This is a genomic window from Streptomyces sp. NPDC058052 (assembly GCF_042885515.1).
GTDB lineage: Bacteria > Actinomycetota > Actinomycetes > Streptomycetales > Streptomycetaceae > Streptomyces.
On record NZ_JBHVRX010000008.1, the window covers coordinates 22,244 to 44,302 of the forward strand.

The following is a 22,059-nucleotide window of genomic DNA, read 5'->3' on the forward strand; positions in this document are numbered from 1 at the left end:
GCAGGTGAGGCTGTCCCTCCTGAGACGCGGCAGGGTGGTCGCGGGCTGAAGTGCGGGCCGAGGAGGTGCTGCCTGTGGATGTGTGGGTACGACGGCAGCGCTGGTTCTCCGGTGGGCCCGGTGCCGCGGCGCAGGCCCGGCATGAGGTGCACGGGCTGGCGGGGGATGCCCTGCTCATCGGTCATGCGGTGAGCCAGAGGTCAGAGGGTGATGCGGCTCTGGTCGCCAGTGAGCTGGTCTCCCATGCCGGCGGTGCATGTGTGCTGGAGCTGGTGCTCACCTCCGGCGGTTTCGACATCCTGGTCAGTGGTCTGCCGTCTTCGGTTCCGGCTCTGACCGGAACCGGGCGGTGCGTGTTCTGGTGGGAGCTGGTGACGCGGCTCGCACGGGAGCTGACGGTCAGCAGCACCTCGCCCCTCGGCGTCACCGTGCGGGTCCGGATCGACACCAGGTGACGTCGGGGTTGCCATCGGTCCGATGCTCCCGCCGGGGCGGGAAGACAGGCGCACAATGGGAGGGAGGCGTGTGCCGAGTCAGCCGCTGGTGGAACCAGGCGATCTGAGTATGGCGAAGAGCCAGGGGTTTTCCGAGGACGGGATCCCGCAGGGCTTCGTGGCGACTGGGCCTCATAGCTACAAGTCCCGGGGCGTCGCACTGGTGACACGCGACCTCTCCGCGCCGGCCGGCGTGTGGCTGTTGGATGTGCGCGGCGAGTTCGACCGGGACACGCTGCCCTGTCTCCGTGCGGCGCTCGATGACGCCTACGCGGCGGGCGCCGCACGCATCGCCCTCGACCTCTCAGGTGTGACCTTCGGAGACTCCTCGTTCCTCAGCGCCCTCCTGCAAGCGCATCACGATCATGAGGACCTTCTCCTCGTCGGGCCCTTCACCGGCCAGATCCGGCGGCTCTTCGAGGTGACCGGCACCGACAGAGTCCTCACCCTCGCACCCGACCGCGACCACGCCGACCTGACCTGAACCGGACAGCCGGACAAGTTCCTGGCCCCTTCTGCCGTGATCTGGGGCGCGACGCCTCGCCCGCCCATGCCAGGTCGAGTTCTTTCGGCCGCCCCAGCAAGCGTGAGGGCCGGCCGGGGGATCTCGTCGGTCATATGACGCATGCACTGCCCTCGAGCGGGCATGTGCCCATCCTGATGTTCGACGGACAGGCTGCATGAAAGAGACCCCCCTTCATGCGAGGCCCTTCCAGGCCGCCCACCGTTAGAGGAGTTCGCCATGACGCATGCGATCACGACCCTGAGGCCGGCTGCCGCCTTGCGGGACACGTCGGCCGGCGACACGGGGGCCGCGACTCGCAGGCGGGCGCTGGACGGTCTGCCGGAAACGGCCCGCCCCACCGCTGCGAGCACCGATGACGCCTGCACGCTGTCGGTCGGGCTGTTCCACCGCCTCGGCCAGCTGGAAGAAGGAACACCTGAGTACGCCTACGTCCGCAACACACTGATCGAGCTGAACCTCAGTCTGGTGAAGTTCGCGGCCCGCCGCTTCCGCGGCCGGCCCGAACCCGCCGAGGACATCATCCAGGTCGGCACGATCGGCCTGATCAAGGCCATCGACCGCTTCGACCCGTCCCGGGGCATCGAGTTCTCCGCCTACGCCCTGCCGACGGTCGTCGGCGAGATGAAACGCTTCTTCCGTGACACCGGCTGGGCCGTCCACGTCCCCCGCCGCCTCCAGGAACTGCGCCTCGACCTCGCCAAAGCCTCCGACACCATGGAACAGCGCGACGGCCACCGGCCCAGCAGAGCCGCACTCGCCGAACACCTGCACCTCACCGAAGAGGGCGTGGCGCAGGGACAGCTCGCCGCGAACGGATACACCGCACACTCCCTCGACGCCCCCATCGACGGCACCGAAGACGACGAACACGCCCTACAGGGCACCCACGGCAGCCACACCGCGGTCGAGGACCCCGCCTACGGACTGATCGACGACCTCCAGTCACTACGCCCCCTGCTAGAACAGCTCGACGAACGCGACCGGAAGATCATCGAACTGCGCTTCGGCGAAGAACTCACCCAGGCCGAGATCGGCCGCCGCCTCGGCCTCTCCCAGATGCACGTCTCCCGCCTGCTCGCCGGCATCCTCACCACCCTCCACGACGGCATGCTCACCGACCAGAAGACAGAAGACACACCCGCCGACCCCGAAAAGTGACCAGGAACCACAGCAGAGGCAGCCAGTGCCGGCCGACGGGGGCCCGGCAGGCTGCGTCCGGCCGCCACCCCACCCCTGGAGCCCGCGTTCCGCGTCCGGCCGGCTGTACGGGAACGCGGCCATCTCCCCCGCCACAAGAACGCCGCGCGCCAGACCCGGGTGAGATGTTCGGTGTGTCTGGCAGCCATGCCGCAGTCGCCGAGGCGGGCCCGGTCGGGGACCGAACAGCCGCGTTCGCCCAGATGGCCCAGCCCCCAGGCCGGCCCTGCGGGCAGGGTCGCCGGGGCCGCATCGCCGCCTGCCGGGCCTCTATCCCCGCGATCCGGGCCGGAGCGGCGGCGCCGAGGATGTCGGCGAACCGGGCGAGGGGCCACAGCTGCGGCAGATCGCCCGCGAGCGGTATCTGCCCGGTCACACCGCCACGAGCGCCGTCGACCGGTGGGTGAACTGCATGGCGGGTGCCTTGGACTGGCAGTCCTGACACAGGGGGCAGCCTCCCGCGCCGTACCTGTGACACCGGGCGCGGCAGACGGCGCAGAGGCCCGCCTGATCGCTCGGGGTCATCTCCGGCCGCAGGTTCTTCGGAGAGGGCTGATAAGGGGCGGGGGTGGTCATGGCGGCGGCTTTCTCGGGCAGGGGCGGACGCCGCACCAGGGTGCGGCGATCCGGGTCGTTCGACGGTGCGGCTCGCGTTGCGCGATAAATCGAACGCCTGTTTGCATTGTAGGCATGGAGCGCACCCCCTTCCCTCGCGACCTGCTGATCGCGCAGACGCGGGCGACCGCCGCCTACCGGGCCCTCGCCGTCCCCCGCGCCGTCCATACGGTCGCGCTCCGCCGTGCCCTGCTCCGCTGGGAGACCGTCGTGTACTACCACCCGTACTGGACGACCCGGGCCCGCGGTGCCGGCGGGCGGGCAGACCTGCGGCTCGCCGCCCGCGCCGAGCTCGCCCGCCACGAGCGGGAGGGGAAGGCGGCATGAGCGAGCGCGACCGCGATCACACGATCTGGCACGTGCGCTGCCACCCCGACACCAGCCCGGACGCCCACCGCCACGTCCTCGACTCGCCACAGAAATCGCCCCGGTCGTCCAGCCCCTCCCGCCAACCGCGTTCGTCGCCCAGCTCCGCGGCGCGAGCCGCGGGTTCTCCGAGGCCCCGCGCCGTCTGGCGCAGAGGTTCCAGCTCCAGGCCGTGGCGCAATACGGCGTCCGTGTGCTCGTCGGTGTGTCGGACTCACGGGCGGCTTCCGCAACCACCTCCGCCCACACGGGGCAGGCCGGGGTGCTCTACCTCCCCGACCACCGCGCCGTCGAGGGTTTCCTCCCCCCGCTGCCGGTCGACGCGCTCCACGGCCTCGGACCCGACCAGGCGGAGAGCCCGCGCCGGTGGTCGCCCACCCGGCTTCGACGCTGAGGCATACAAGCAGCGCAACGCCGTCGAACGCCGTATCAACCGGCTCGAGCAGTGGCGTGGTCCGGCCATGCGAACCGGCACACTCGCCATCGTCTGGCAGTCCGCACTGCACCTCGCAGCGATTCTCATGTGGACACGGCGCTGACCGAAGGGCAGCGCCTAGGAAAGTGGCCGACCGCCAAGGCCCGTCCGGCTGACGCCGCGAGGCGAGAACGTCATCGGACCTATCCAGCCCTGGCGGACGAGAGCGATCTGGGAAGGCAGCGGTGACGCTGGATCGAGTGCCCTCCCGCGCGCCCAGTTCTCGAACAGCCCCTCGGTCGTCTCGACCGCGGACACCACCATGGCCACCTTCAGGTCCCCGTCGCTCCACGTGTTCCACAGAGCCCAGCCCTCCGGCCTGGGGTCGACGCCGATCCGTGCACACACCTCCTCGTACGCCTCCTCCACCCCGGCCGGCATGGCCCCGGGCTTCAACACCGAGGCTCCGACGAGACGGACCAGTGGCCGGTCTTCGTCCAGGCAGCCGTCGCCCTCGAAGTGGTAATGACGCAGAGCCCGAGCAAGCACGTTCACGCTGCGCTGGAGCGGTGTCGCCTCTTCCGGGTCTGCCTGGAAAGAGAGCCATCCTTCGTTGGACGCCTGCACACTGACGCGGTGGGCGAGACGCTCGATCTCCCGGAGATAGTCCAGGTCACTGAGCTCGGGTGAGGTCATGGCCCGAAGTTTCGCACCATGCCGCCGGCGCCGGTACACGATCCGGCATGCAGCACCCTGTGCACCGCACTTCCAAGAGGCAGGCCCTCGAGCCTGCCTGTGCAGTGACGGCAAGAGCCGCCCCCGCAGAGTTGGTTCCGCGGGCCGCCGCCAGCAGCGGCGGGGAGCTGCCGTGGGTTCCGCTCCGTTCCTCCGTCGAGCACGTCATCGCGTACCCCCGTCCATCGTTCCCGGGCGGTAGTGGGATTTCACGACGGTCGACAGCGGCGCAGCGGTCACCGCGTCAGCCTGAGCGGCGTCTGCGCCTCACACCCCACACAGCCACCGCCGTGAGGGCCAAGGCGGCAGCCGCGCCCGCTGCGAGGAGCATGGGTGTCCTCGGCCTCGGGTCGCTCGCTGTGGTGGTGGCTTGCGTCGGCGTCGGGCTCGGGGACGGTTGCGGCTTCGAGGTCTCGGCAGGGGTCGACGGCGGCGTGGTCGGCGCGTCGACGACCGGCCGGATGAACTTCGGCATCTTGCCGCGGTCCGGCGCCCCGGGCTTGCCCAGCCCCCGGTTGATGTGCGCGCCGGGGCGGACGATGCCGTAGCCGAGGTAATTGCTGACTGTGCCGGACTCCCATCCCTCGCCGCGGGCTGCCGAGTCGTACATGACGCGCAGGACCTGGGACGCGGTCCAGTCGGGGTGCAGGGACCAGATGAGGGCGGCGGAGGCCGAGGCGAGAGCGGCAGAGGCGTGGGTGCCGCCCCCGTCGGGGCAGTAGCGCTGGAAGGAGGCGTCGCACCAGCGGGGGATGTTCGTTCCGGGAGCCGAGATGTTCACGTCGTCGCCGTGCTGGGAGAAGTCGGCGACCCTGCCCTCCGGGGTGGTCGAAGCGACGCTGACGACCTCGAGGTAGCGCGCCGGAGAGAGGGGCTTGTTCCCCTTCTTGGCGTTGTCGCCGCTACCGGCAAAGACCAGGACGTCCTTGGCGAGGGCGTCTTGCAGGGCGTAGTTCTGTCCGGTCAGGCCGGAGCCGATGGCGTACTGGTTGCCGAGTGAGATGGTGATGATCTTCGCGTCGAGTTTCAAGGCCATTCTGATGGCCTGGTCGAGATGGTCGTACATGCTCGGCAGTTCGTCGTGCTTCAGCATGGGCACACGGATCGGGATGATCTTGGCGCCGGGGGCGAGGCCCTGCAGACCGCCACCTTTACCCGTTCCCGCGATCAGCTCGGCGGTCGTGGTCCCCTGGCCGCTTCGGTCACTGGTGTCGGGGCCGCCGCCTTCGGGGATCGAAGCGTCCCGCCCGGGCAGGACCTGACCCCTGAGGGAGGGTGTCGAGGGGTTCACTCCCGAATCGATGACGGCGATCTTGATTCCTTCGCCCGTCGTCTTCTTCCAGATCTTGTCGACGTGCATGCGGTCGAGGTACCACTGCTGGTCCCTTGCTCCGTCCGCGTGAGCCAAGGGGGCCTGAGCGACCAGTCCTGTCGCCGCTACCAGGGCGATGACCACCGCACGCCCCCACACGTCATGACGCCGAGCGGTGACGGCCGGCCGTCGCCCCTTCGATCCGTAGTTGGGTTTCAGGAAAGATGCCATGCACCCGATTGGATCACGGCGCTCCAGCTTCGAATTCCAGCGATGGTGACTGGCGCCTCGCTGCCTGCCGGTACTTTTTGTTGCACGGCAATGCACTGGCCCAGGCCGGCCTGACAGGGCAAGACCGGGAGCAGTCGGAGGCGAAGGCGCCAGGGGCCGGGCTGGTCCCAGCGCATCAGTGTGACAACTCCATCAGGTCGCCCCTCCCGGCGACCGTCGGCACCCACCACCACACTTCTCTGCCGGGCGTGAGCAGCCTGCCCAGACTCCCAGCTCTCCTGGAGCAGGCCGTGGACCTCGACCTCGCCGACCGGCCCGTCGCAACATGCCGGAGCGCCTGCAAGCCCGGCCGCCCGGCACCGCGACCTGCGGGACGTCGCCGACGACCGGCGTGGACCCCGCCCGCTCCGGCGGGCTTGGTCCCGCCGCCGTTCGGGACATGGCTGCGGCCGGTCCTCCCCGAGCCGCAACTGCCCACCCCTTCATCGGGGGCCGATACCCGACGGCGTCCTACGTGATGAACCGCCCACGCCGAATGTCCATGACGTGTTCCGGATCGACTGGGACGCCTTCCGGCGGACGCTGACCCGGCTGCCGGCCGGCCGCACCCCGTGGCTTCCTCGTGCCTCTGTGTGCCCGGGTGTCGGGTCATTTCAGGCTGGTGAACGTGGCGGCGACGGCGGCCGCGAGGGTCAGCACCGCAGCGAAGACGATGCCGGCGCGGGTGAGGGCGGCGGGATAGGTCGCGCCGTCGAGCCGGGCGAGCTTGCCCGCGCCGGCGGCGGCGAGTACCGCGATCACGAGGACGAGCGCGGTGGTGAAGAGGATGAGGGCGAGTTTCACGGCAGGCTCCCGGTAGGGGTGGGAATGCTGGCGTGATCGAAGGTTGCTGAAACTCTGTTCGCCGTGGTTCGGGCCGGACGATGATGAACACCGTCGAACACCGCGGGGTCGGGGAGCGAGCAGGTGGACGAGGCACAAGGACTGAGCGGGGAGGCGGCTCTCACGGAGCTGCGCCGGAGGCTCAGTGAGGAGCTGGCCAGGCGCCGGTGGACCAAGACGCGGCTCGCCGCTCGGGCCGTGCTGGGGCGTACGACGGTGTCGGAGGCGTTCCGTGAGGACGGGCCGGTGCCGTCGGAGCAGACGGTGGCAGCCCTGGCCGATGCTCTGAGCCTTCCGCGCGAGGAGCTGCTGAGGCTGCGCCGCCGCGCCACTGGAACGAGTTCTGGGGCAGTTGGTCCGGTAGCGCGGGTCGTGGAGGAGGTTCCGCGTCCGGGCCGCCCGATCGGCGACTGGGATCCGCACGCTTTGGAAGTGCATCCGGCGGGCCCTGCCGTGGCGACGGCTGGGAGCGTGGGTGGTGCCGGGGTTCGGGCTCTTTCCGCGTACGTGCGGCGGGAGCATGACCGGGTCCTGGCCGAAGTGGTGCAGGAGGCGTCGTCAGGCCGTAGCCGGATCGTGGTCCTGGTGGGGTCGTCCTCGACCGGCAAGACACGGGCCTGCTGGGAAGCGGTACAGCCGCTCGCCGCGAAGGGCTGGCAGCTGTGGCACCCGTTCGACCCGACCCGGGCCGCGGCAGCGTTGGAGGGCCTGCACCAGGTAGGCCCCGGGACGGTGGTGTGGCTGAACGAGGCCCAGCACTACCTCGGCGACCGGGAGCATGGCGAACGGATCGCCGCCGCCCTGCATCACCTGCTCACATCTCCCGAACGCGGGCCCGTCCTTGTCCTGGGCACCTTGTGGTCCGAGTACGCCCAGCAGTACCGGGCCGTACCTGCCCCCGGAGGGCCGGACCCGCACAGCCGGACCCGCGAAATCCTGTCCACGAGCACGTTGACCGTCCCCGAGTTCTTCGACGCCTCCGCACTGGCCGCGGCCGCCGAGCTCGCCGAGAACGGCGACGCTCTCCTGGCCGACACCCTTACGCGCGCCGGCGCGGACGGGCGTGTGGCTCAGGACTTGGCAGGCGCTCCCGCTCTCCTCGGCTGTCTCCACGACGCCAGCGCGCCGGCCCGGGCGCTGCTGGAGGCGGCCATGGACGCCCGTCGGCTCGGCCTCGGCCTCCACCTCCCCCAGGTGTTCCTGACCGACGCCGCCCTCGACTACCTCACCGATCTGGAGCACGATCAGCTCACTGACTCCTGGGCGCCCCTGGCCTATGCCGAACTCGCCACCGCCGTCCATGGCAAGCAAGCCCCGCTGAGACCCGTCAACCCTCGCCCCGCACGCCGCCCCGCCCCGCCCACAGGAGCCGCCCTTCCCTCCCCCCTGCTGTCGGAGCCGATGGTCCGACTCGCCGACTATCTCGAGCAACACGGCCGTGCCACCCGCAGGCACCTGTGTCCACCGGCCTCCTTCTGGCACGCCGCCCACACGCACCTCACCCAGCCCGACGATCTCGACAACCTCGCCGAAGAGGCAGACAGCCGTTATCGGCTGCAGTGGGGACATTCCCTCCGCCACCGTGCCACTGAACGCGGCAGCACGGGCGAGTTGTGCACCCTGGGCTGGAAGCGGCAGAAGGCTGGAGACAAGGAAGGCGCCGAAACCCTCTACCGCACAGCAGCCGACCTCGGCAGCGCCGAAGCCCTTCATGCTCTGGGCCTGATGAGGGCGAAGAGCGGGGACCGGGACGGCGCCGAGACTCTCCTCCGCGAAGCAGCCGACCGCGGCGAAACCTACGCCTTGTTCTCCCTGGCCGATATGCGGGAGGCATCAGGGGATCGGGAAGGCGCCGAAGCCCTCCACCGCGAAGCAGCCGACCGCGGCGACGCCGAGGTCCTCTGCAATCTTGGCGCGTCGCGGGCGACGGCCGGGGACTGGGAAGGCGCCGAAGCCTTCTACCGCGAAGCGGCCGACCGTGGCAACGTCCTTGCCCTGTCCTCCGTGGCCGATATTCGGGAGGCGTCAGGGGATCGGGAAGGTGCCGAAGCGGCTTGCCTCGAAGCGGCCGACCGCGGCATCACCTACGCCCTGACCTCCCTCGCTGATGTACGGGAGGCGTCCGGTGACCAGGAAAGCGCCGAAGTTCTGTACCGCAAAGCAGCCGACCTCGGCGACAGCTATGCCTTGACCTCCCTGGCCTCGATGCGGGAGGCGTCCGGGGACCAGGAAGGCGCCGAGGCTCTCTACCGCAGAGCCGCCGATCTCGGCAGTGCCGACGCCCTGATCTCGCTGGCCTCGATGGTTGAGGTGTCGGGGGACCGGAACGGCACCGAAGCCGTTCTTCGTGAAGCAGCCGACGGCGACAACATCCGCACGCTGACCTCTCTGGCCAAGATCTGGAAGGAGTACGGGGACCAGGAGAGGGCCGAAGCCCTCTATCGCAAAGCAGCCGGCCTCGGCAGCAGCCCCGCCCTGGCCTCCCTGGCTGAGATGCGGGAGAAGGCGGGGGATCAGACGGGCGCCGACGCCCTCTACCGCAAATCGGTGGACGGCGGCGGTGGGGCCGCCTTGGCCGTCCAGAAGAGGTGGCCTTTCGGCTTGGACCCTGACGGTAAGGCCACGCCACAGTGGGCGTGCGCCTCCCGGTTCTGCCGGCCATGACGTGAGCCGCGCGCCATGAGGCGATAGCCCTGACCAACCCGACGATGCCGCCGCCGGCCATCACGGGAGTGACCGGCGCCGCGTACACGGGCAACGGGCTGAGCGCCGCGACCTCGACGACCCTGTTCGATCGGGACACGATGGCCGACCGGATCTCCCTGCAGTCCCCCGCCAGGCCCGGAACGACGGGCGCGCCCGGGTCTGCGCCAGGCCCCTCGGACGCGATGCGGTCTTGACGGGGGCCTCGTACCCCTCCTGTGCTGAAGAGGTACGAGGCCGGCGGTCGTCGGCGTTGCGGGAGAGCGGCGTTACTTGGGCATGAGGACGGTGTCGACGATGTACACGTTGGCGTTGGAGGTCTTCACGTTGCCGCAGACGACCTTGGACGTGTCGTTGACGGTGTAGTTCTCACCGCCTCCCTTCGTGGTGATCATGCCCTTCTGAAGGGTCTCGAAGGATCCGTTCTCCAGCTGCTTCGGGGTGAGCTTCTGGCCGACGACGTGGTAGGTGAGGATCTTGGTGAGGGTCGCCTTGTCGGCGAGGACCTTGTCGAGGTCGGCCTTCGGGATCTTCGCGAAGGCGTCGTTGGTCGGCGCGAAGACCGTGATGTTCTCGGCGTTGTTGAGGGTGTCGACCAGGCCCGCCTGCTTCACCGCGGTGACCAGGGTGGACAGGGCCGGGTTGTTCGACGCAGCGGTCGCGACCGGGTCCTTGGCCATGCCGTCGAAGGAACCCGCCCCCTCCTTCGGCACACCGGCGCAGGCCGGGCCGAAGGGCTGGTCGTCGGTCATCGCGTCCTCGGTGGGCGTCGCGCTGCTCTGCGCCTCGTTGCCCGCAGCGCTCGGCGGCGCGGCCTCGTTGCCGCTGCCGGAGTCCGAGCAGGCGGCCAGGGAGAGAGGCAGCAGGGCCGCTGCCGCAACGGCGATGGCAGTGCGGCGGATCTTCGTGCTGTTCATGATCGGGTGCTCCTTGAAAGCTTCTGTTCGTGTGTGCTTGCGTGGTTGTGCCGGCCGGTGCGGTCTTCTGCCGCCCGGTGGTCTAGGTGACGGTGACGAAGACGCTGTGCCAGCCGCTCGCCCCGTCGGGAACGGTCCGAGTGCGCTGCTCGGTCTGGACTTCGCCGGTGCCGTCGGTGGCGCGGACCGTGATGTTGTGTCCGCCGGGGGTGGCGTTCCATCGGTAGGACCACTGCCGCCAGGTGTCGGTGCCGGCCTGGGCAGCCAGATCGGCGTCCTGCCATGGGCCGTCGTCGATACGGATCTCGACGCGTGTGATGCCGCGGCGCTGGGCCCAGGCGACACCCGCGACGGTGACGGTGCCGGTGGTCGGTCGCCCGAAGGGCTTGGGGGTGTCGATGCGTGACTGGGTCTTGATCGGCGCCTTGCGGGCCCACTTCCGTTTCACCCAGTACGGGTCGTAGGCGTCGAAGGTGGTGAGTTCGATGTCCTCGATCCATTTGCAGGCCGATACGTAGCCGTAGAGGCCGGGGACGAGCATCCGGACGGGGAAGCCGTGGTCGAAGGGAAGGGGTTCGCCGTTCATGCCGACGGCGAGCATCGCGTCGCGGCCGTCCATGAGGTCCTCGACCGGGGAGCCGAACGTCATCCCGTCGACCGACCGTGCCACCAACTGATCAGCTTTCCCTCCCCGTGACGGGGGGATTGCACCGGCCTCCTTCAGAAGGTCGGCCAAGGGGACGCCGAGCCAGCGGGCGTTGCCGATGTAGGGGCCGCCGACCTCGTTGGAGACGCAGGTGAGGGTGATGTCGCGTTCGACAAGAGGTCTGGCGAGGAGCTGGTCGAGGGTGTAGGTACCGGGGCGGGTGACGCCTCTGCCGTGGATGCGCAGCCGCCAGGTTCCGGCGTCGACCCTGGGAACGGTCAAGGCGGTGTCGACGCGGTAGAAACGGGAGTTGGGGGTGGTGAAGGCGGTGATGCCGGGGACCTTCAGCTGAGCGCCTGCCGGCAGGGCGGGGGCGGGAGAGGCGGGCCTGGGCAGGACCAGGCTCTCGCGGGAGGCGACAGCGTTTTGGCCTCGCCGGCTGGTGAGGAACCGTCCCAGTGCCCCGGCCGAGGTCGCCGCCACTGCGGTCGCACCGGCCGAGGTGAGGAAGCCGCGCCTGTTCCACCCCCCGGCGCTGTCCTCGCGGACCTCGCCGGCGGGGGCCGGGGCGGGTACGGCTCTGGACGCCAGGAGGTACAGGGCGATCGCCCCCGCCAGTGCGCCGGCGACCGAGGGGAGGGCGTCGCCGATGCCGGTGGAATCGGGGCGGCTGAGGGCGGCTGTCGCTCCGACCAGTCCGAACAGCAGCACGCCCACCGCGCCCGCCCGCCGATGCGACAGGGCGAGGATGCCGACGGCGATGGCGATCAGGGCGAGAATCGCGAGGATCCCGAGCTGAAGGACAGTTTTGTCGTCCTCTCCGAACGTCCGGATCGCGAAGTCCTTCACCGAGGCCGGCGTGCGGTCGATCACCGCTCCCCCGACCGCGGTCACCGGCCCTGCCGCAGGACGCACCAGTCCGGCCACGAGCTCGGCCACGGCCAACGCCGTGAGCGCGGCCAGGAGTCCGGCCGACGCGCCGATCGCGGCGCGGACGAGTTTGCTGCGGAAGCTGCTCACACCCGGCATTCGGTGTCCTCCGCCCAGCAGATTGGTCCGCCCTCCGAAAGAGTGAATTGCTCGCGCGTGTTGCCATCGGGGCATGGTGTCGGGGGGGCGGGGAGGCCCGTGCCACCGGCGTGCTCGGTCCTGTTGGCACCGGGGCGGGAGAGAGGTCTGCGGGAAGACGGGGGCCACCAGACGCAGGTGCTCGAGGCCGAGAATGAACGCGGGGACGAACGGATGAGGTTGCCCGAGCTCACACCCGGCGAGGACGCGGTCAGTCCCTCGTACGTCCGCGTCAGCGGACGCCACCCGCCGGGGCGCCCACCACGACCGCGCCGGCCGCCAAGGACACGGCCAGCCCTCGCCGCGCACGAACCGTTGGTCCTGACCTCCCATGAGGTCGGCCGACGTGCGGAAGTCCCGCACGACCGGTGAGGAATCTCCCGTGAACGACGCCGGGCTCTCTCGCACCCCGTGTTCGCGACCGCTCTCCCGTCAGCTCGGCCTCACGCCCGCGCTTCCCCCGGAGGGGATGACCACGGGTGGATGGGGTGCCGAAGAGTCCACCCATCCGTGGGCCTGTCCGCTACGAAGAACAGACGACACACGAACAGATTCCCCACAACGGACCGTCTCCGGAGACGGTCCCCCACCGCACGAGCAACGACACAAGGAGCGGCATGCGATGGACGCCCCGCCCCCCGACGGCCGCCCCCGGCCGTCCCTGCGCCTTCTCTCCACGGGCGGAGCGGCGAAGGTGAACCGACCGATCCCCTTCAGCGGCGGCCGTCCCGCCGACACTGACCGCGACGACCTCACCGACGTCATGCAGCAAGTCGCCCGAGGAGACAAACAGGCGTTCTCCGCCCTCTACGACGCCATCGCCCCCCTGGTCTTCGGCATCGTGCTCAAAGTCGTGCGCGACCGGGCGCAGTCGGAGGAGGTCGCCCAGGAGGTCATGATCGACCTGTGGCGCCAGGCAGCCCGCTACCGCAGCGGCTCCGGCTCCGTCAGAACGTGGGCGGCGACCATCGCCCACCGGCGGGCCGTGGACCGGGTCCGCTCCGCTCAGGCCGCCACCCACCGCGAGCACGCCCAGGCCGCCCGCGAGCACACCACCGCGTACGACGACGTCGCCGAACAGGTCGAGACCCGGCTCGAGTCCGAACAGGTACGCCGCTGCCTGCGCGGTCTGACCGAACTGCAGCGCCAGGCCGTGACCCTGGCCTACTACCAGGGCCTGACCTACCGTGAAGTCGCCGAAGCCCTGCGCACGCCTCTTCCCACTGTCAAGACACGCATGCGCGACGGGCTCATCCGGCTCCGCGACTGCATGGGGGTGACCGTATGAACCACCACGCCACCGACGCCCATACCCTCGTCGCCGCCTACGCCTTGGGCGCACTCGACGACGACGAGCGCAAGGACTTCGACGCCCACCTGCGGACATGCGAGGCGTGCCGGCAGGAAGCCACCGAATTCGAGGCCACTACGGCGCGCCTCGCCGCGGCCGTCTCGCACACGCCTCCGACGGCGGCGAAGGCACAGGTGATGGCCGCCATCGACGACGTCCGTCAGCTGCCCCCACGTATCCCCACGCCCGACGCGGCGCCCCGCATCCGCGGCATCCTGCGCCGCCGGATCGTGCCCCTGGCACTGGCCGCCGGCGTGGCCGTGGCCGCACTGGGCGGAGTCGCGGTATGGCAGGCGCAGATCAGACAGGATCTGGAACGGCAGGCACACCATGCCCAGCAGCAACTCGACGCGGTCAGCGTCGTCCTGGCGGCCCCGGACGCCCGCACCGTCCACGGCAGGGCCGCCAACGGCGCCCTGACCACCGTCGTCTCCTCCGACCGGCAGAACAAGGCCACTTTCACCGCCGCCGACCTGCCCGCACCAGGACCGGGAAAGACCTACCAGCTATGGCTCGACCACGACGGCACCATGCGCCCAGCCGGACTGATGGACCAAGACGGCACCGTGATCCTCACCGGCAATCCCGCCGACGCAGGCGCCGTCGGACTGACCCTCGAACCCGCCGGAGGATCCCCCCAGCCCACGAGCGCCCCCCTGCTGCTGATGACACTGCCCGCCTGACCGTCCACCCGTACCCACAGATCGAGGTCCCTCATCGGCAGCACCCCGAAGGCGGCGAGGCGAAGAGGCGTCCCGACAAGCCGGCACATCACCCCGCCGCTCGGATTCCCTGGAAGGGGGGGTCATGTGGGTCGTCCTGCCGGAGTGTTCGGTGAACCGTCAGCTGCCGGATTGCCCGGCCCGGCGGACGCGCAGCGCCCAGAGCACGAGGGGTGCTTGGAGGGGAAGCCGGGCCAGTGCCGCCGCTCGAAGCGGGGTGGGCCGGTCGCGCCAGTCGTAGGCCATTTTCACGTTCGCCGGGAACAGTGCCGTGAACAGCCCGGCTGCGGCCAGCGCGCCCAGGCGCCGTGTGCGCGGGACGGCGATCGCGGCACCGACGGCGATCTCCGTGACGCCGCTCAGGTGGGTCCATGTCCGGGGTGAGCCAGGCAGGCTGCGGGGCACGATGGCGTCGAACTGCCGGGGAGCAGCGAAATGTGCCACCCCGGCGCCGATCAGCAGACCGCTGAGGAGCCGGGCGGACGTCGTGGAAGCGGGCATCTTCGTCCCTCATCAGGAGCCGCCGCGCCCTGCAGGGGCACGGAAAGTTACTCAACAGTAGGCCCTGGGAGTCGTCTTGTCGATCACGTGTCGAGCCAAATGTGGGGGTGCCGGCAAGGTGGTTGCGGTGAGGTAGCGGGCGGGGCGTTTGTCGTGGCGGGTGGCGATGCCGTGCTTCCACAGCAGGCGGCGGTACTTGTCGAAGTCATAGCCCCGGTTCGCATACAGACGCCGGGGCTTGCGGCGGGGGCGTCCCCGCGGGGCCGCGGATCGATGGGGTGGCGTCCAGCAGCGGCAGGAGCCGGGTGACATCGTGCCGGTTGCCGCCGCTGAGGGTGACAGCAAGCGGGGTTTCGTGGCGGTCGACGATCGAGTGGTGCTTGGCGCCGGGACGGGCCCGGTCGACGGGTGAGGGACCGGCATGATCCCCCTTTGAGGGCCCGGATGTGCGAGCCGTCCACGGAGCAGTCGTCCAGGTCCAGCAGGCCGGCGCGGCGAAGCTCGGTCAGCAGGGCGGCGTACAGGCGCGGCCAGACGCCGGCTCAGTCCAGTCCCGCAACCGGCGTCAGGCTGTCACGCCGGAGCCGCCCACGGTCTCCGCAGGGACATCGCGCCACGCGACACCGGTCCGCAGCACGTGCATGACGCGGGCGAGCGCTGGGGCTGGAACGCGCAGCCGTCCCAGGTGGCGATGGCGCCGTTCGGGAGCAGGCGGCGGAAGCGGGGCCAGCCGCTCCCACAGACCGTCAGGAACACGATCAGCACGCGCCTCGGACACCCTGCCGACCAAGATCGCCGAGCACGAGACCCGCGGCTCAACCCATTCTGAAGCGATCAGTCAGAAGAGCTCAACCACGATGGCGGCGCTCACGGCGGTGATGGCGAGGCCGACGAGAAGGATGACCAGGGAGAAAGAGGTGAGCCACACCTTGCGGAGCCATGAGTGCACGAAGGTCGATTTGTCGGGACGCCCCGGGCGGTAGGCCACCTGGACGGTCGGGGCAGTGCTCCTTCCGAGCAGGTCGACGCGGCTGTGGGTCGCGCCCTGCATGTCGGTGTACACGTAGCTGACGCCGTCGCGCTTCGCCTCGACGGTTATGCCGTGCCGGGGCAGGTGCCAGATGTCGTACAACCCCCGCATCAACACGGCGCCGAACGCGGTGATCCCCACGCCGAACGGCGTGACCATAAGGAAAAGGACCGCCATTGCCATCGGCCCCAGGATCCCGATGACCACGGCCATCGCGAGGATCAGGAGTCCGGCGGTCCACGCCCAGAACGTCAACCCGCGGAAGTTCGCGTCCTCGTCGGACTCCGTCAGCGTGCTGACGGTGACGAGGGCCGATCTGTCGGCGGACTCCGCGGACTCGTCAGCGTGCTCGGGCAGGCTTGCGTTGACCGTGTCGGCGAACATCGTGGCGGCCGCCTCGCTCACGCCCCCGACCCGATGGACGGCCGGGTTCGATCCGGCCGGGGCGGTGAGCTCCACGGCGACGACGCGACCCTCCGCCCGGACCGTCCGGACGGCCTGGAACGGAATCCGCGTCTCCTCATGTCCTCGGGTCAATACGAGTTCGTCGTCTTCGGCTTGGAGGACGACTCCCCCGGAGCCGCGCAGGACGGGTACGGGTGAGGTGATCGGCATGGGGGTGATCATAAAGGGCAGCCATCCGATCACCCAGGGGCTGCTACGGCGTCACCCAAGGCGCGAGGCCGCGTTCTCCGACCCCGCTTTGGCGACCGCGCGCTGATGCGCCCGGACGATCGTGAAGTCGGTCGCGACCAGCAGTCGGCCTCGGCCCGCCTCGGGTCCGCGACCAGCAGTCGGCCTCGGCCCGCCTCGGGTCCGCGACCAGCAGACGGTCGAAGGCGCGTCGGCGGCACAGCGGGCGAACCGTCCGTGGACGTTCTGCCAGGGGCCGTGCCGCTCGGGCAGGTATCTCCAGGGCAGACCGGCGCGTTACTTGAACACGATGCCCTCGAGTGCGTGGCGGTGTTCCCGCCACCAGCCATCAGCCCGAACGGCGGTCGGGCGTGCGGTAGCAGCGGCGCAGCCACTGCTCACACGTCGGGCCTGTGCTCAGACCGGAATCACTCGCTTGCGCAGCGGCTCGCCGATACGCTCGTCGCGTCCGCGCGGCCGACCGCCGCCGGCCGGCCGGGGGGCCGCGCACCGAGAGCTGGGGAGCACACGGTGGACTGGCTGCTGACCGACGGCGTGGGAATCCTCATCTTCTGGTGGCTCGTCTTCGCCGGGTGCAACGTTCTGCGGGGTGTGTACTGCCTCGTCCGGGACAGAAGGCGGCAGCGGATGGTGCGTGCCATCACAGCCCGGGGCGCGGATCCGGTCCGGGCCGCGTATCTGGCCGGTGACGTGGGGGATGCAGCCGAGGCAGCGGTGCTCGTCCTGGCCGCCGACAGGTTGCTCAGGGTCGCCGACGACGGTGGCCTGCGGCTCGCCTCCCCCGGCAGGGTGCCGCGCGAGGCGACCCTGGCGGCATTCATCCGGGGAGTGGGTAGTGCCCCTGGCGTGAAGGTGTACGAGATCCCCGATCATCCCCGGTTCGAGGAGTTCCTCACGCTCCTGCGGGCGCGGGAGCCGGACATCAAACTGGTGATGACGACCGGTCTGAGCCGGCCCCTGATCGTGGCCTTCGCTGCCCTGTCGGCTTTCGCCTTGGGCCTGCACGCACGGCTGGCCGAGGCGCCGGTGCCGTTCGAAGAGAACGGGCGCCCGGCAGCGTGGATCTTCTGGGTCCTGATCGACTGGATGGCCATGACCGCGGTCGCGCTCCTGTGGCCCAGGGACGGCGGACGCCGCTGGCCGGAGCTCGACGCACACTGCCGAGAACAAGTGGAACACGCACGTGAGGCTGTCCCGAGAAGCACCCGCCACGCCGTGATCACCTCGAAGCACCGGCCACGGCCGGCCCCGAAGACCCGGCAGGCGGGCAGGCGCCGGAACAGTTCCTGGGCCGACGACATCGACGGCGACTCATGCGGCGGCGACTCATGCGGCGGCTGCGGCGGCGAGTGACACAGCCCGCCCCCGTGGTCGGTCGGAGTGGACACGTCGGGGGCCGCCAGGATGGGGCCATGCGACCGGGGCGGACCCCGGCAGTGCTGCGGCTGCCGTAGCCGGCGACGGTATGGAGCACGACTCGGTCCTGGTAGCCGAGGGCGGCGCCGTCGTGGCCGGCCAGGTCGCCTCGGGGGCGCGGGGACGGACGTGGCGGGCGTGGTCGTCCGGGTCCGGAATCGCTGGCTGGGAGTGCTGTCGGGGTGGAGCGGCAGGAACTCGCTGTTCTCGTCGGCAGGCGGCACCGCGATACCCGGTGCTCGCGGGGCCAGTGCACCTTCAGATCTTGCAACCTGACATTCTCGTGGCCTGAAGAGAGCGAGTGGTTTCACCGATTCGGCGCCTTGTGCAGGTTGCCACTCTTTGCGGGCGCTCACTTCCGGCCATTGACCATGACAGGGACAGGCGGCACCGTCCCCGCCGGTAGTTTCGACGACTGTCGAATCGTGTACCGGGAGAGGGCGTTCGGCGCCCTTGTGACTTCTTCATGCCCCGATCCGCTGTATGCGAAGGCCACGACTCCTCCTCTGCGGAGGGGACGAGAAGTGGAGGGTATGGCGGTGGTGGTGTCGGGGCGGATTGACCTGACCGCGCTGGCGCTCGTCGCCGCGGTTGAGACAGGCCAGGCATTCGCTGTCGCAGCCACCCGGAGCAGCGCCGGCGACGCCTCTTCCGCCGATGATCATGGCCACTCCGGTGGGCTCCGCCGGCTTCGACGACCAGGCCGACTCGTAAGGAACAAGCACTCACATGGGCAACGGCGTGGCGATCGTCGCTACTGGGATCGGCAAGACATTCTCCATGGGCAAACAGACCGTCACGGCGCTCCGGGACGTCTCGCTGTCCGTGCCCGTCGGCACGCTGACCGCGCTTACAGGTCCGAGCGGCTCCGGCAAGAGCACACTGCTCCACCTGATCGCGGGCCTCGAGCGTGTCGACTCCGGAGATCTGAACGTGCTGGGGCACCAGGTACACCGGTGCAGTCCTGCCGAGCTGGCCGCGCTGCGGCTCCGGGAGATCGGTTTCGTCCACCAGGACTTCAGCCTTCTCGCCGACCTCACCATGGTGGAGAACGTACGTCTTCCACTGGAGGCCGTCGGCACGCCTCGCGGCGAGGCGACGAAAGCGGCGTCCGAGGCGATGGCTCGGGTCGGGCTGAAGGAACTGGAGCAGCGTTTTCCCGCCGAGGTGTCCGGAGGGCAGCAGCAGAGGGCCGCGATCGCACGAGCCATCGTCGGCAACCGCACGCTGGTCCTGGCGGATGAGCCCACGGGTTCGCTCGACTCCAGGACGGGCTCGGAGATCATGGACGTGCTGGGCCGGCTGCGCGACGACGGGGTGACCGTCGTTCTCAGTACGCACAACCCGGCCAACCTCTCCCACGCCGATCACGTTGCCGTGCTGCATGACGGCGCGCTCGTCTCCTTCGATGCCGCCGAGGGGGACGTGGCGTGACCAAGGGATACGTGCATCTCATCGGCAGGCGCACCGTCGTCGGCCGCGGAAGGAGGCGTAGCGGCCTTCTGGCGCTGCTGGCTTTGCCGGTGCTGCTGGCCACCTTCGCGGCGGGAGTGTTCTCCTCGGCGGCGCCTACGGCTGAGCAGCGGGCGACCAGCACCATCGGGCGCCACGCCGACGGGTACCTCTCGCAGTCCGATCCGTCGGTGACCGAGGAAATCGCGGCCGAACTGAGGCAGCGGGCGCCGGGCATGACGGTGATGCCGGCCGACGAGAACAGCCAGTTCCCCGTCTGGTCGAAGGACCGGACGGTCGCGGTGCGCTACGTCGACACCGACTGGTCTTCGCCCCTGGTGGAGGGCCGGTACCGGTTGCTGGAGGGGCGCTTCCCCTCCGAACGGGGAGAGATCGCGGTGAGCCGGGCGCTGGCCGACGCCCAGGGCCTGGAGGTCGGTGACAGCCTTCCTTACCGGTGGAAGCGAGAGGGGCCCGCCGAGATCGTCGGCCTGGTCGAAAGCCCACAGGCCCATGCCGCCTACGACTACCTCGCCTCGCCTGGGCAGCTGCGTGCCTGGCCGAAGACCGGCAGCGACAGCACCAACGTCCTGCCCTCATCGTTCGGCCTCCTCGTTGCGGGTGACCCCGAGCAGATCAGCATCGCGGAGGAAATCGCCGGCGCCCAGGGGCTGCAGCTGCTGACGAAGTCGGGCATCGCCGGCTCCAGGACCATGATCGAACGGGAACCCGCACTGCTGCTGGCTCCCGGCGTCCTCGTTCTCGGAGTCATCGCAGCCGGCGCGTTCGCTCTGCGCATGCGGCGCACCCGGGCCGAGTTCGCGCTCCTCGCCGGTCTCGGGCTGCCCGACCGCGACCTGCGGTACGCGGCGATCTCCGGAGCGGTGTGGGCCGGCGTCATCGCGGTCCCCGCCGGATGGCTCGCCGGAAGCCTGCTCGCCCTCGCCGCCCGCCCGGTGCTTCCGAGCCTCACCGACAAGGACAACGCCCCCTACGACCCTCTTCTGGCCGGCGGCGCTCTGGCCGTCCTGCTGTCGGTCGCCGCGGCATCGCTCACCGCGGTGGTGACCACGCGCTACCCGGCAGGTGTGCCGGCCCGGGAACGTGCGCGCACGTCTGCTCGCAGTGAGAGGCGGGCTCGCCGGTGGGCTCCGGTGCTCAGCGGCCTGGCCGCGGTCGGGATCACCGTCGCGGTGGCTTTCCAGGAGGACGAGATCGTCTCCTCCATCGCCGCCGTCACGGCGATCGCGGCCTTGGCCGCGGCTGTGCTCACTCGGATCGCGGACGTTCTGCAGGGCGTGGCCCGCCTTGCCGACAGGAGCCTCAGCGCGCGCATCGCGCTGCGGGCGTTCGTCCGCGACCCCCGTCGCCCGGTCTCCGCGATCGTGATCGGATCCGTCTCTCTCGCTCTGACGGTCGGCATCCTCGGCACACTGTCCAGCGTCACCGCCCAGGACCGCGCCACCTACGTGGGCAATCGCCATCTCGACCAGGTGGAAGCCCTCCTCTACAGCGGGAGCGACCCGCGCGCCGTCGAGCAAGCCCTCGCCGGCGTCCTGCCCGCAGGAACACCGATCGTCAAAGGGACGTATCCGGTCGACGACAAGCTTCTGAAGGCGTCCCCCTCCCCCGCTCTGACACCGCCCTGGAGCATCACCTGGCAGGCAGGCAGCGCGACCGACGATCGGAAGCAGACCATCCAGGTCGTCGACGACGAACCGACGTTCACGTCGCTCACCGGTCGCGCCTGGACCGCGCACGAACGCCAGGCGCTGGAGAGCGGCCGCATCCTGGTCCTGGACCCCGAGTACATCAAGGGCGACCGCGTCATCCTCTCCAAGCCCAACGGCCTTCCCACGAGCACCGACCAGTCGGAGACCCGCTGGACCGTCGCGGGTGCCGTACGCTCCGACCCGGTCGACGCCACCACCCTCACCCGAGCCTCCGCCTACCTCACCACCCGCACCGCGCACGCCCTCGGCGCAAGGACCGTGGACTACTCAGTCGTCGCGTCCCCCACCACCGGTATGGACGCCGCCACGTCGGAGCGGCTGACCAAAGCGCTTGAAGCCGTGAACGTCGTGATGGCGGACGTACGCATCGAGACCGGCCCCGAACTCACCCCGCCCTCGCAGTGGTACCTGATGCTCGGCCTCGCCCTCACGGCCGTCGTGACCGTTCTCGGCATCACCATCACCTCGTCCGCAAGCGAACTCCGCCCCGACCTCGTACGCCTGCACCGTATCGGCCTGTCCCCCAGATCCCTGCGCAACGTCGTCATCTGGCAGTCGATCACCGTCACCACCCTGGCCGCCATCCTCGGCATCGCAGCCGGCTGGGGTCTGACCGCCGCAAGAAACTGGCCCGGGAGCATCCCCGTCGTCATGAACTGGACAGCCATCGCCACCCTCCTGCTCCTGACCCTCGTCCTCGGCGCGGCCTACGGAGCACTCGCCGCACCACGCAAGATCGGCAACACCCTCAACCGCACGGAAACCTGACCAAGCCGCCCCACTGGACGCCAGGAACCTCCTCGCATCCAGCGGATGCGAGGAGGGAGACCGACATCGCCGCGCCAAGGGCTTGTCCGGTCGATCATGTACGGATCCAGAGGGTGAGGGCTGCCGCGGCGGCGGTCCCGAGAACCGGGGCGGCCCGCCCGGAGTCCACGCCGCGACACGGCGGCCCGACACGAGACAAGCGGGACGCACTCATCCCTGCCTGACCATCGCCCGGCGCTACGCCCCCGACCCCGACCTCGCCCGGTGGCGGGTCGGGCGGCGGCCCTCGTGCGGTACGGGACGTACAGGAATTGCAGCGCCATGC

General features: G+C 70.1%; 18 protein-coding genes and 3 pseudogenes. 13 read left to right on the forward strand and 8 right to left on the reverse strand.

All coding sequences use genetic code 11. The features are described 5' to 3' along the window. The first annotated feature begins 74 nt into the window (after positions 1–74). The 6 genes and pseudogenes from ACFVU3_RS13495 to ACFVU3_RS13520 all read left to right on the forward strand — a co-directional run. Positions 75–455, forward strand: coding sequence for a hypothetical protein (locus ACFVU3_RS13495; RefSeq protein ID WP_390066036.1), 381 nt, complete (start codon positions 75–77; stop codon positions 453–455). 109 nt (positions 456–564) lie between these two features. Continuing rightward, positions 565–978 (forward strand): STAS domain-containing protein, encoded by a 414-nt coding sequence (locus ACFVU3_RS13500; protein WP_390066037.1) that lies wholly within the window; start codon positions 565–567, stop codon positions 976–978. Between the two features lie 258 nt (positions 979–1,236). Next, positions 1,237–2,178 carry a SigB/SigF/SigG family RNA polymerase sigma factor gene (locus ACFVU3_RS13505; protein WP_390066038.1) on the forward strand — a complete coding sequence of 314 codons (942 nt, stop codon included), beginning with the start codon at positions 1,237–1,239 and terminating at the stop codon, positions 2,176–2,178. Between the two features lie 729 nt (positions 2,179–2,907). Continuing rightward, a complete protein-coding gene (locus ACFVU3_RS13510; protein WP_390066039.1) occupies positions 2,908–3,159 on the forward strand; it encodes a hypothetical protein in 252 nt (83 codons plus the stop codon). Positions 3,160–3,403: 244 nt separating this feature from the next. Continuing rightward, positions 3,404–3,592 carry a hypothetical protein gene (locus ACFVU3_RS13515; RefSeq protein ID WP_390066280.1) on the forward strand — a complete coding sequence of 63 codons (189 nt, stop codon included), beginning with the start codon at positions 3,404–3,406 and terminating at the stop codon, positions 3,590–3,592. Next, positions 3,549–3,737 (forward strand): annotated as a pseudogene (locus ACFVU3_RS13520) (IS5/IS1182 family transposase); the annotation flags it as partial. The gene ACFVU3_RS13515 and the pseudogene ACFVU3_RS13520, both read left to right, overlap by 44 nt. A gap of 14 nt (positions 3,738–3,751) precedes the next feature. Here the strand turns inward: ACFVU3_RS13520 and ACFVU3_RS13525 are convergent. The 3 genes from ACFVU3_RS13525 to ACFVU3_RS13535 all read right to left on the reverse strand — a co-directional run bounded on the left by ACFVU3_RS13525 (position 3,752) and on the right by ACFVU3_RS13535 (position 6,734). Continuing rightward, complete coding sequence (locus tag ACFVU3_RS13525; protein WP_390066040.1) at positions 3,752–4,309, reverse strand: hypothetical protein; 558 nt, start codon at positions 4,307–4,309, stop codon at positions 3,752–3,754. 283 nt (positions 4,310–4,592) lie between these two features. Then, entirely contained in the window at positions 4,593–5,891 is a 1,299-nt protein-coding gene (locus ACFVU3_RS13530; RefSeq protein ID WP_390066041.1) for a S8 family serine peptidase, read from the reverse strand. 648 nt (positions 5,892–6,539) lie between these two features. Further along, positions 6,540–6,734, reverse strand: coding sequence for a hypothetical protein (locus ACFVU3_RS13535; RefSeq protein WP_390066042.1), 195 nt, complete (start codon positions 6,732–6,734; stop codon positions 6,540–6,542). Between the two features lie 123 nt (positions 6,735–6,857). Between ACFVU3_RS13535 and ACFVU3_RS13540 the strand changes: the two genes are divergently transcribed. After that, positions 6,858–9,437: a hypothetical protein gene (locus tag ACFVU3_RS13540; RefSeq protein ID WP_390066043.1), complete on the forward strand. Its 2,580-nt coding sequence runs from the start codon at positions 6,858–6,860 to the stop codon at positions 9,435–9,437. Positions 9,438–9,466: 29 nt separating this feature from the next. Then, a pseudogene (locus ACFVU3_RS13545) lies at positions 9,467–9,652 on the forward strand (DUF4394 domain-containing protein); the annotation flags it as partial. Between the two features lie 93 nt (positions 9,653–9,745). On the opposite strand, the gene ACFVU3_RS13550 reads toward ACFVU3_RS13545, so the two are convergent. Both ACFVU3_RS13550 and ACFVU3_RS13555 read right to left on the reverse strand, forming a co-directional pair. After that, the gene (locus tag ACFVU3_RS13550; RefSeq protein ID WP_390066044.1) at positions 9,746–10,393 is read right to left on the reverse strand and encodes a fasciclin domain-containing protein; all 648 of its coding nucleotides are present in this window, start codon (positions 10,391–10,393) and stop codon (positions 9,746–9,748) included. Positions 10,394–10,475: 82 nt separating this feature from the next. Then, positions 10,476–12,068 (reverse strand): molybdopterin-dependent oxidoreductase, encoded by a 1,593-nt coding sequence (locus ACFVU3_RS13555; RefSeq protein WP_390066045.1) that lies wholly within the window; start codon positions 12,066–12,068, stop codon positions 10,476–10,478. Positions 12,069–12,801: 733 nt separating this feature from the next. Here ACFVU3_RS13555 and sigK point away from each other — a divergent pair. Both sigK and ACFVU3_RS13565 read left to right on the forward strand, forming a co-directional pair. Further along, positions 12,802–13,395 carry an ECF RNA polymerase sigma factor SigK gene (gene sigK / locus ACFVU3_RS13560; RefSeq protein WP_390066268.1) on the forward strand — a complete coding sequence of 198 codons (594 nt, stop codon included), beginning with the start codon at positions 12,802–12,804 and terminating at the stop codon, positions 13,393–13,395. Further along, positions 13,392–14,141 (forward strand): anti-sigma factor domain-containing protein, encoded by a 750-nt coding sequence (locus tag ACFVU3_RS13565; RefSeq protein ID WP_390066046.1) that lies wholly within the window; start codon positions 13,392–13,394, stop codon positions 14,139–14,141. Before sigK ends, ACFVU3_RS13565 begins: the two co-directional genes overlap by 4 nt. 159 nt (positions 14,142–14,300) lie before the next feature. On the opposite strand, the gene ACFVU3_RS13570 is transcribed toward ACFVU3_RS13565, so the two are convergent. From ACFVU3_RS13570 to ACFVU3_RS13580, 3 genes and pseudogenes are all read right to left on the reverse strand, one after another. Further along, positions 14,301–14,681: a MauE/DoxX family redox-associated membrane protein gene (locus ACFVU3_RS13570; RefSeq protein ID WP_390066047.1), complete on the reverse strand. Its 381-nt coding sequence runs from the start codon at positions 14,679–14,681 to the stop codon at positions 14,301–14,303. 144 nt (positions 14,682–14,825) lie between these two features. After that, positions 14,826–15,459, reverse strand: a pseudogene (locus ACFVU3_RS13575) (IS5 family transposase); the annotation flags it as partial. Between the two features lie 60 nt (positions 15,460–15,519). Continuing rightward, positions 15,520–16,326, reverse strand: coding sequence for a hypothetical protein (locus tag ACFVU3_RS13580; RefSeq protein WP_390066048.1), 807 nt, complete (start codon positions 16,324–16,326; stop codon positions 15,520–15,522). A gap of 549 nt (positions 16,327–16,875) precedes the next feature. On the opposite strand from ACFVU3_RS13580, the gene ACFVU3_RS13585 reads away from it, so the two are divergent. From ACFVU3_RS13585 to ACFVU3_RS13595, 3 genes are all read left to right on the forward strand, one after another. Continuing rightward, on the forward strand, positions 16,876–17,718 hold the full coding sequence (locus tag ACFVU3_RS13585) for a hypothetical protein (RefSeq protein ID WP_390066049.1): 843 nt from the start codon (positions 16,876–16,878) through the stop codon (positions 17,716–17,718). 792 nt (positions 17,719–18,510) lie between these two features. Further along, a complete protein-coding gene (locus ACFVU3_RS13590) occupies positions 18,511–19,215 on the forward strand; it encodes an ABC transporter ATP-binding protein (protein ID WP_390066050.1) in 705 nt (234 codons plus the stop codon). After that, on the forward strand, positions 19,212–21,734 hold the full coding sequence (locus ACFVU3_RS13595) for an FtsX-like permease family protein (protein WP_390066051.1): 2,523 nt from the start codon (positions 19,212–19,214) through the stop codon (positions 21,732–21,734). The genes ACFVU3_RS13590 and ACFVU3_RS13595 overlap by 4 nt, the downstream gene beginning before the upstream one ends. The last annotated feature ends 325 nt before the right edge of the window (positions 21,735–22,059 follow it).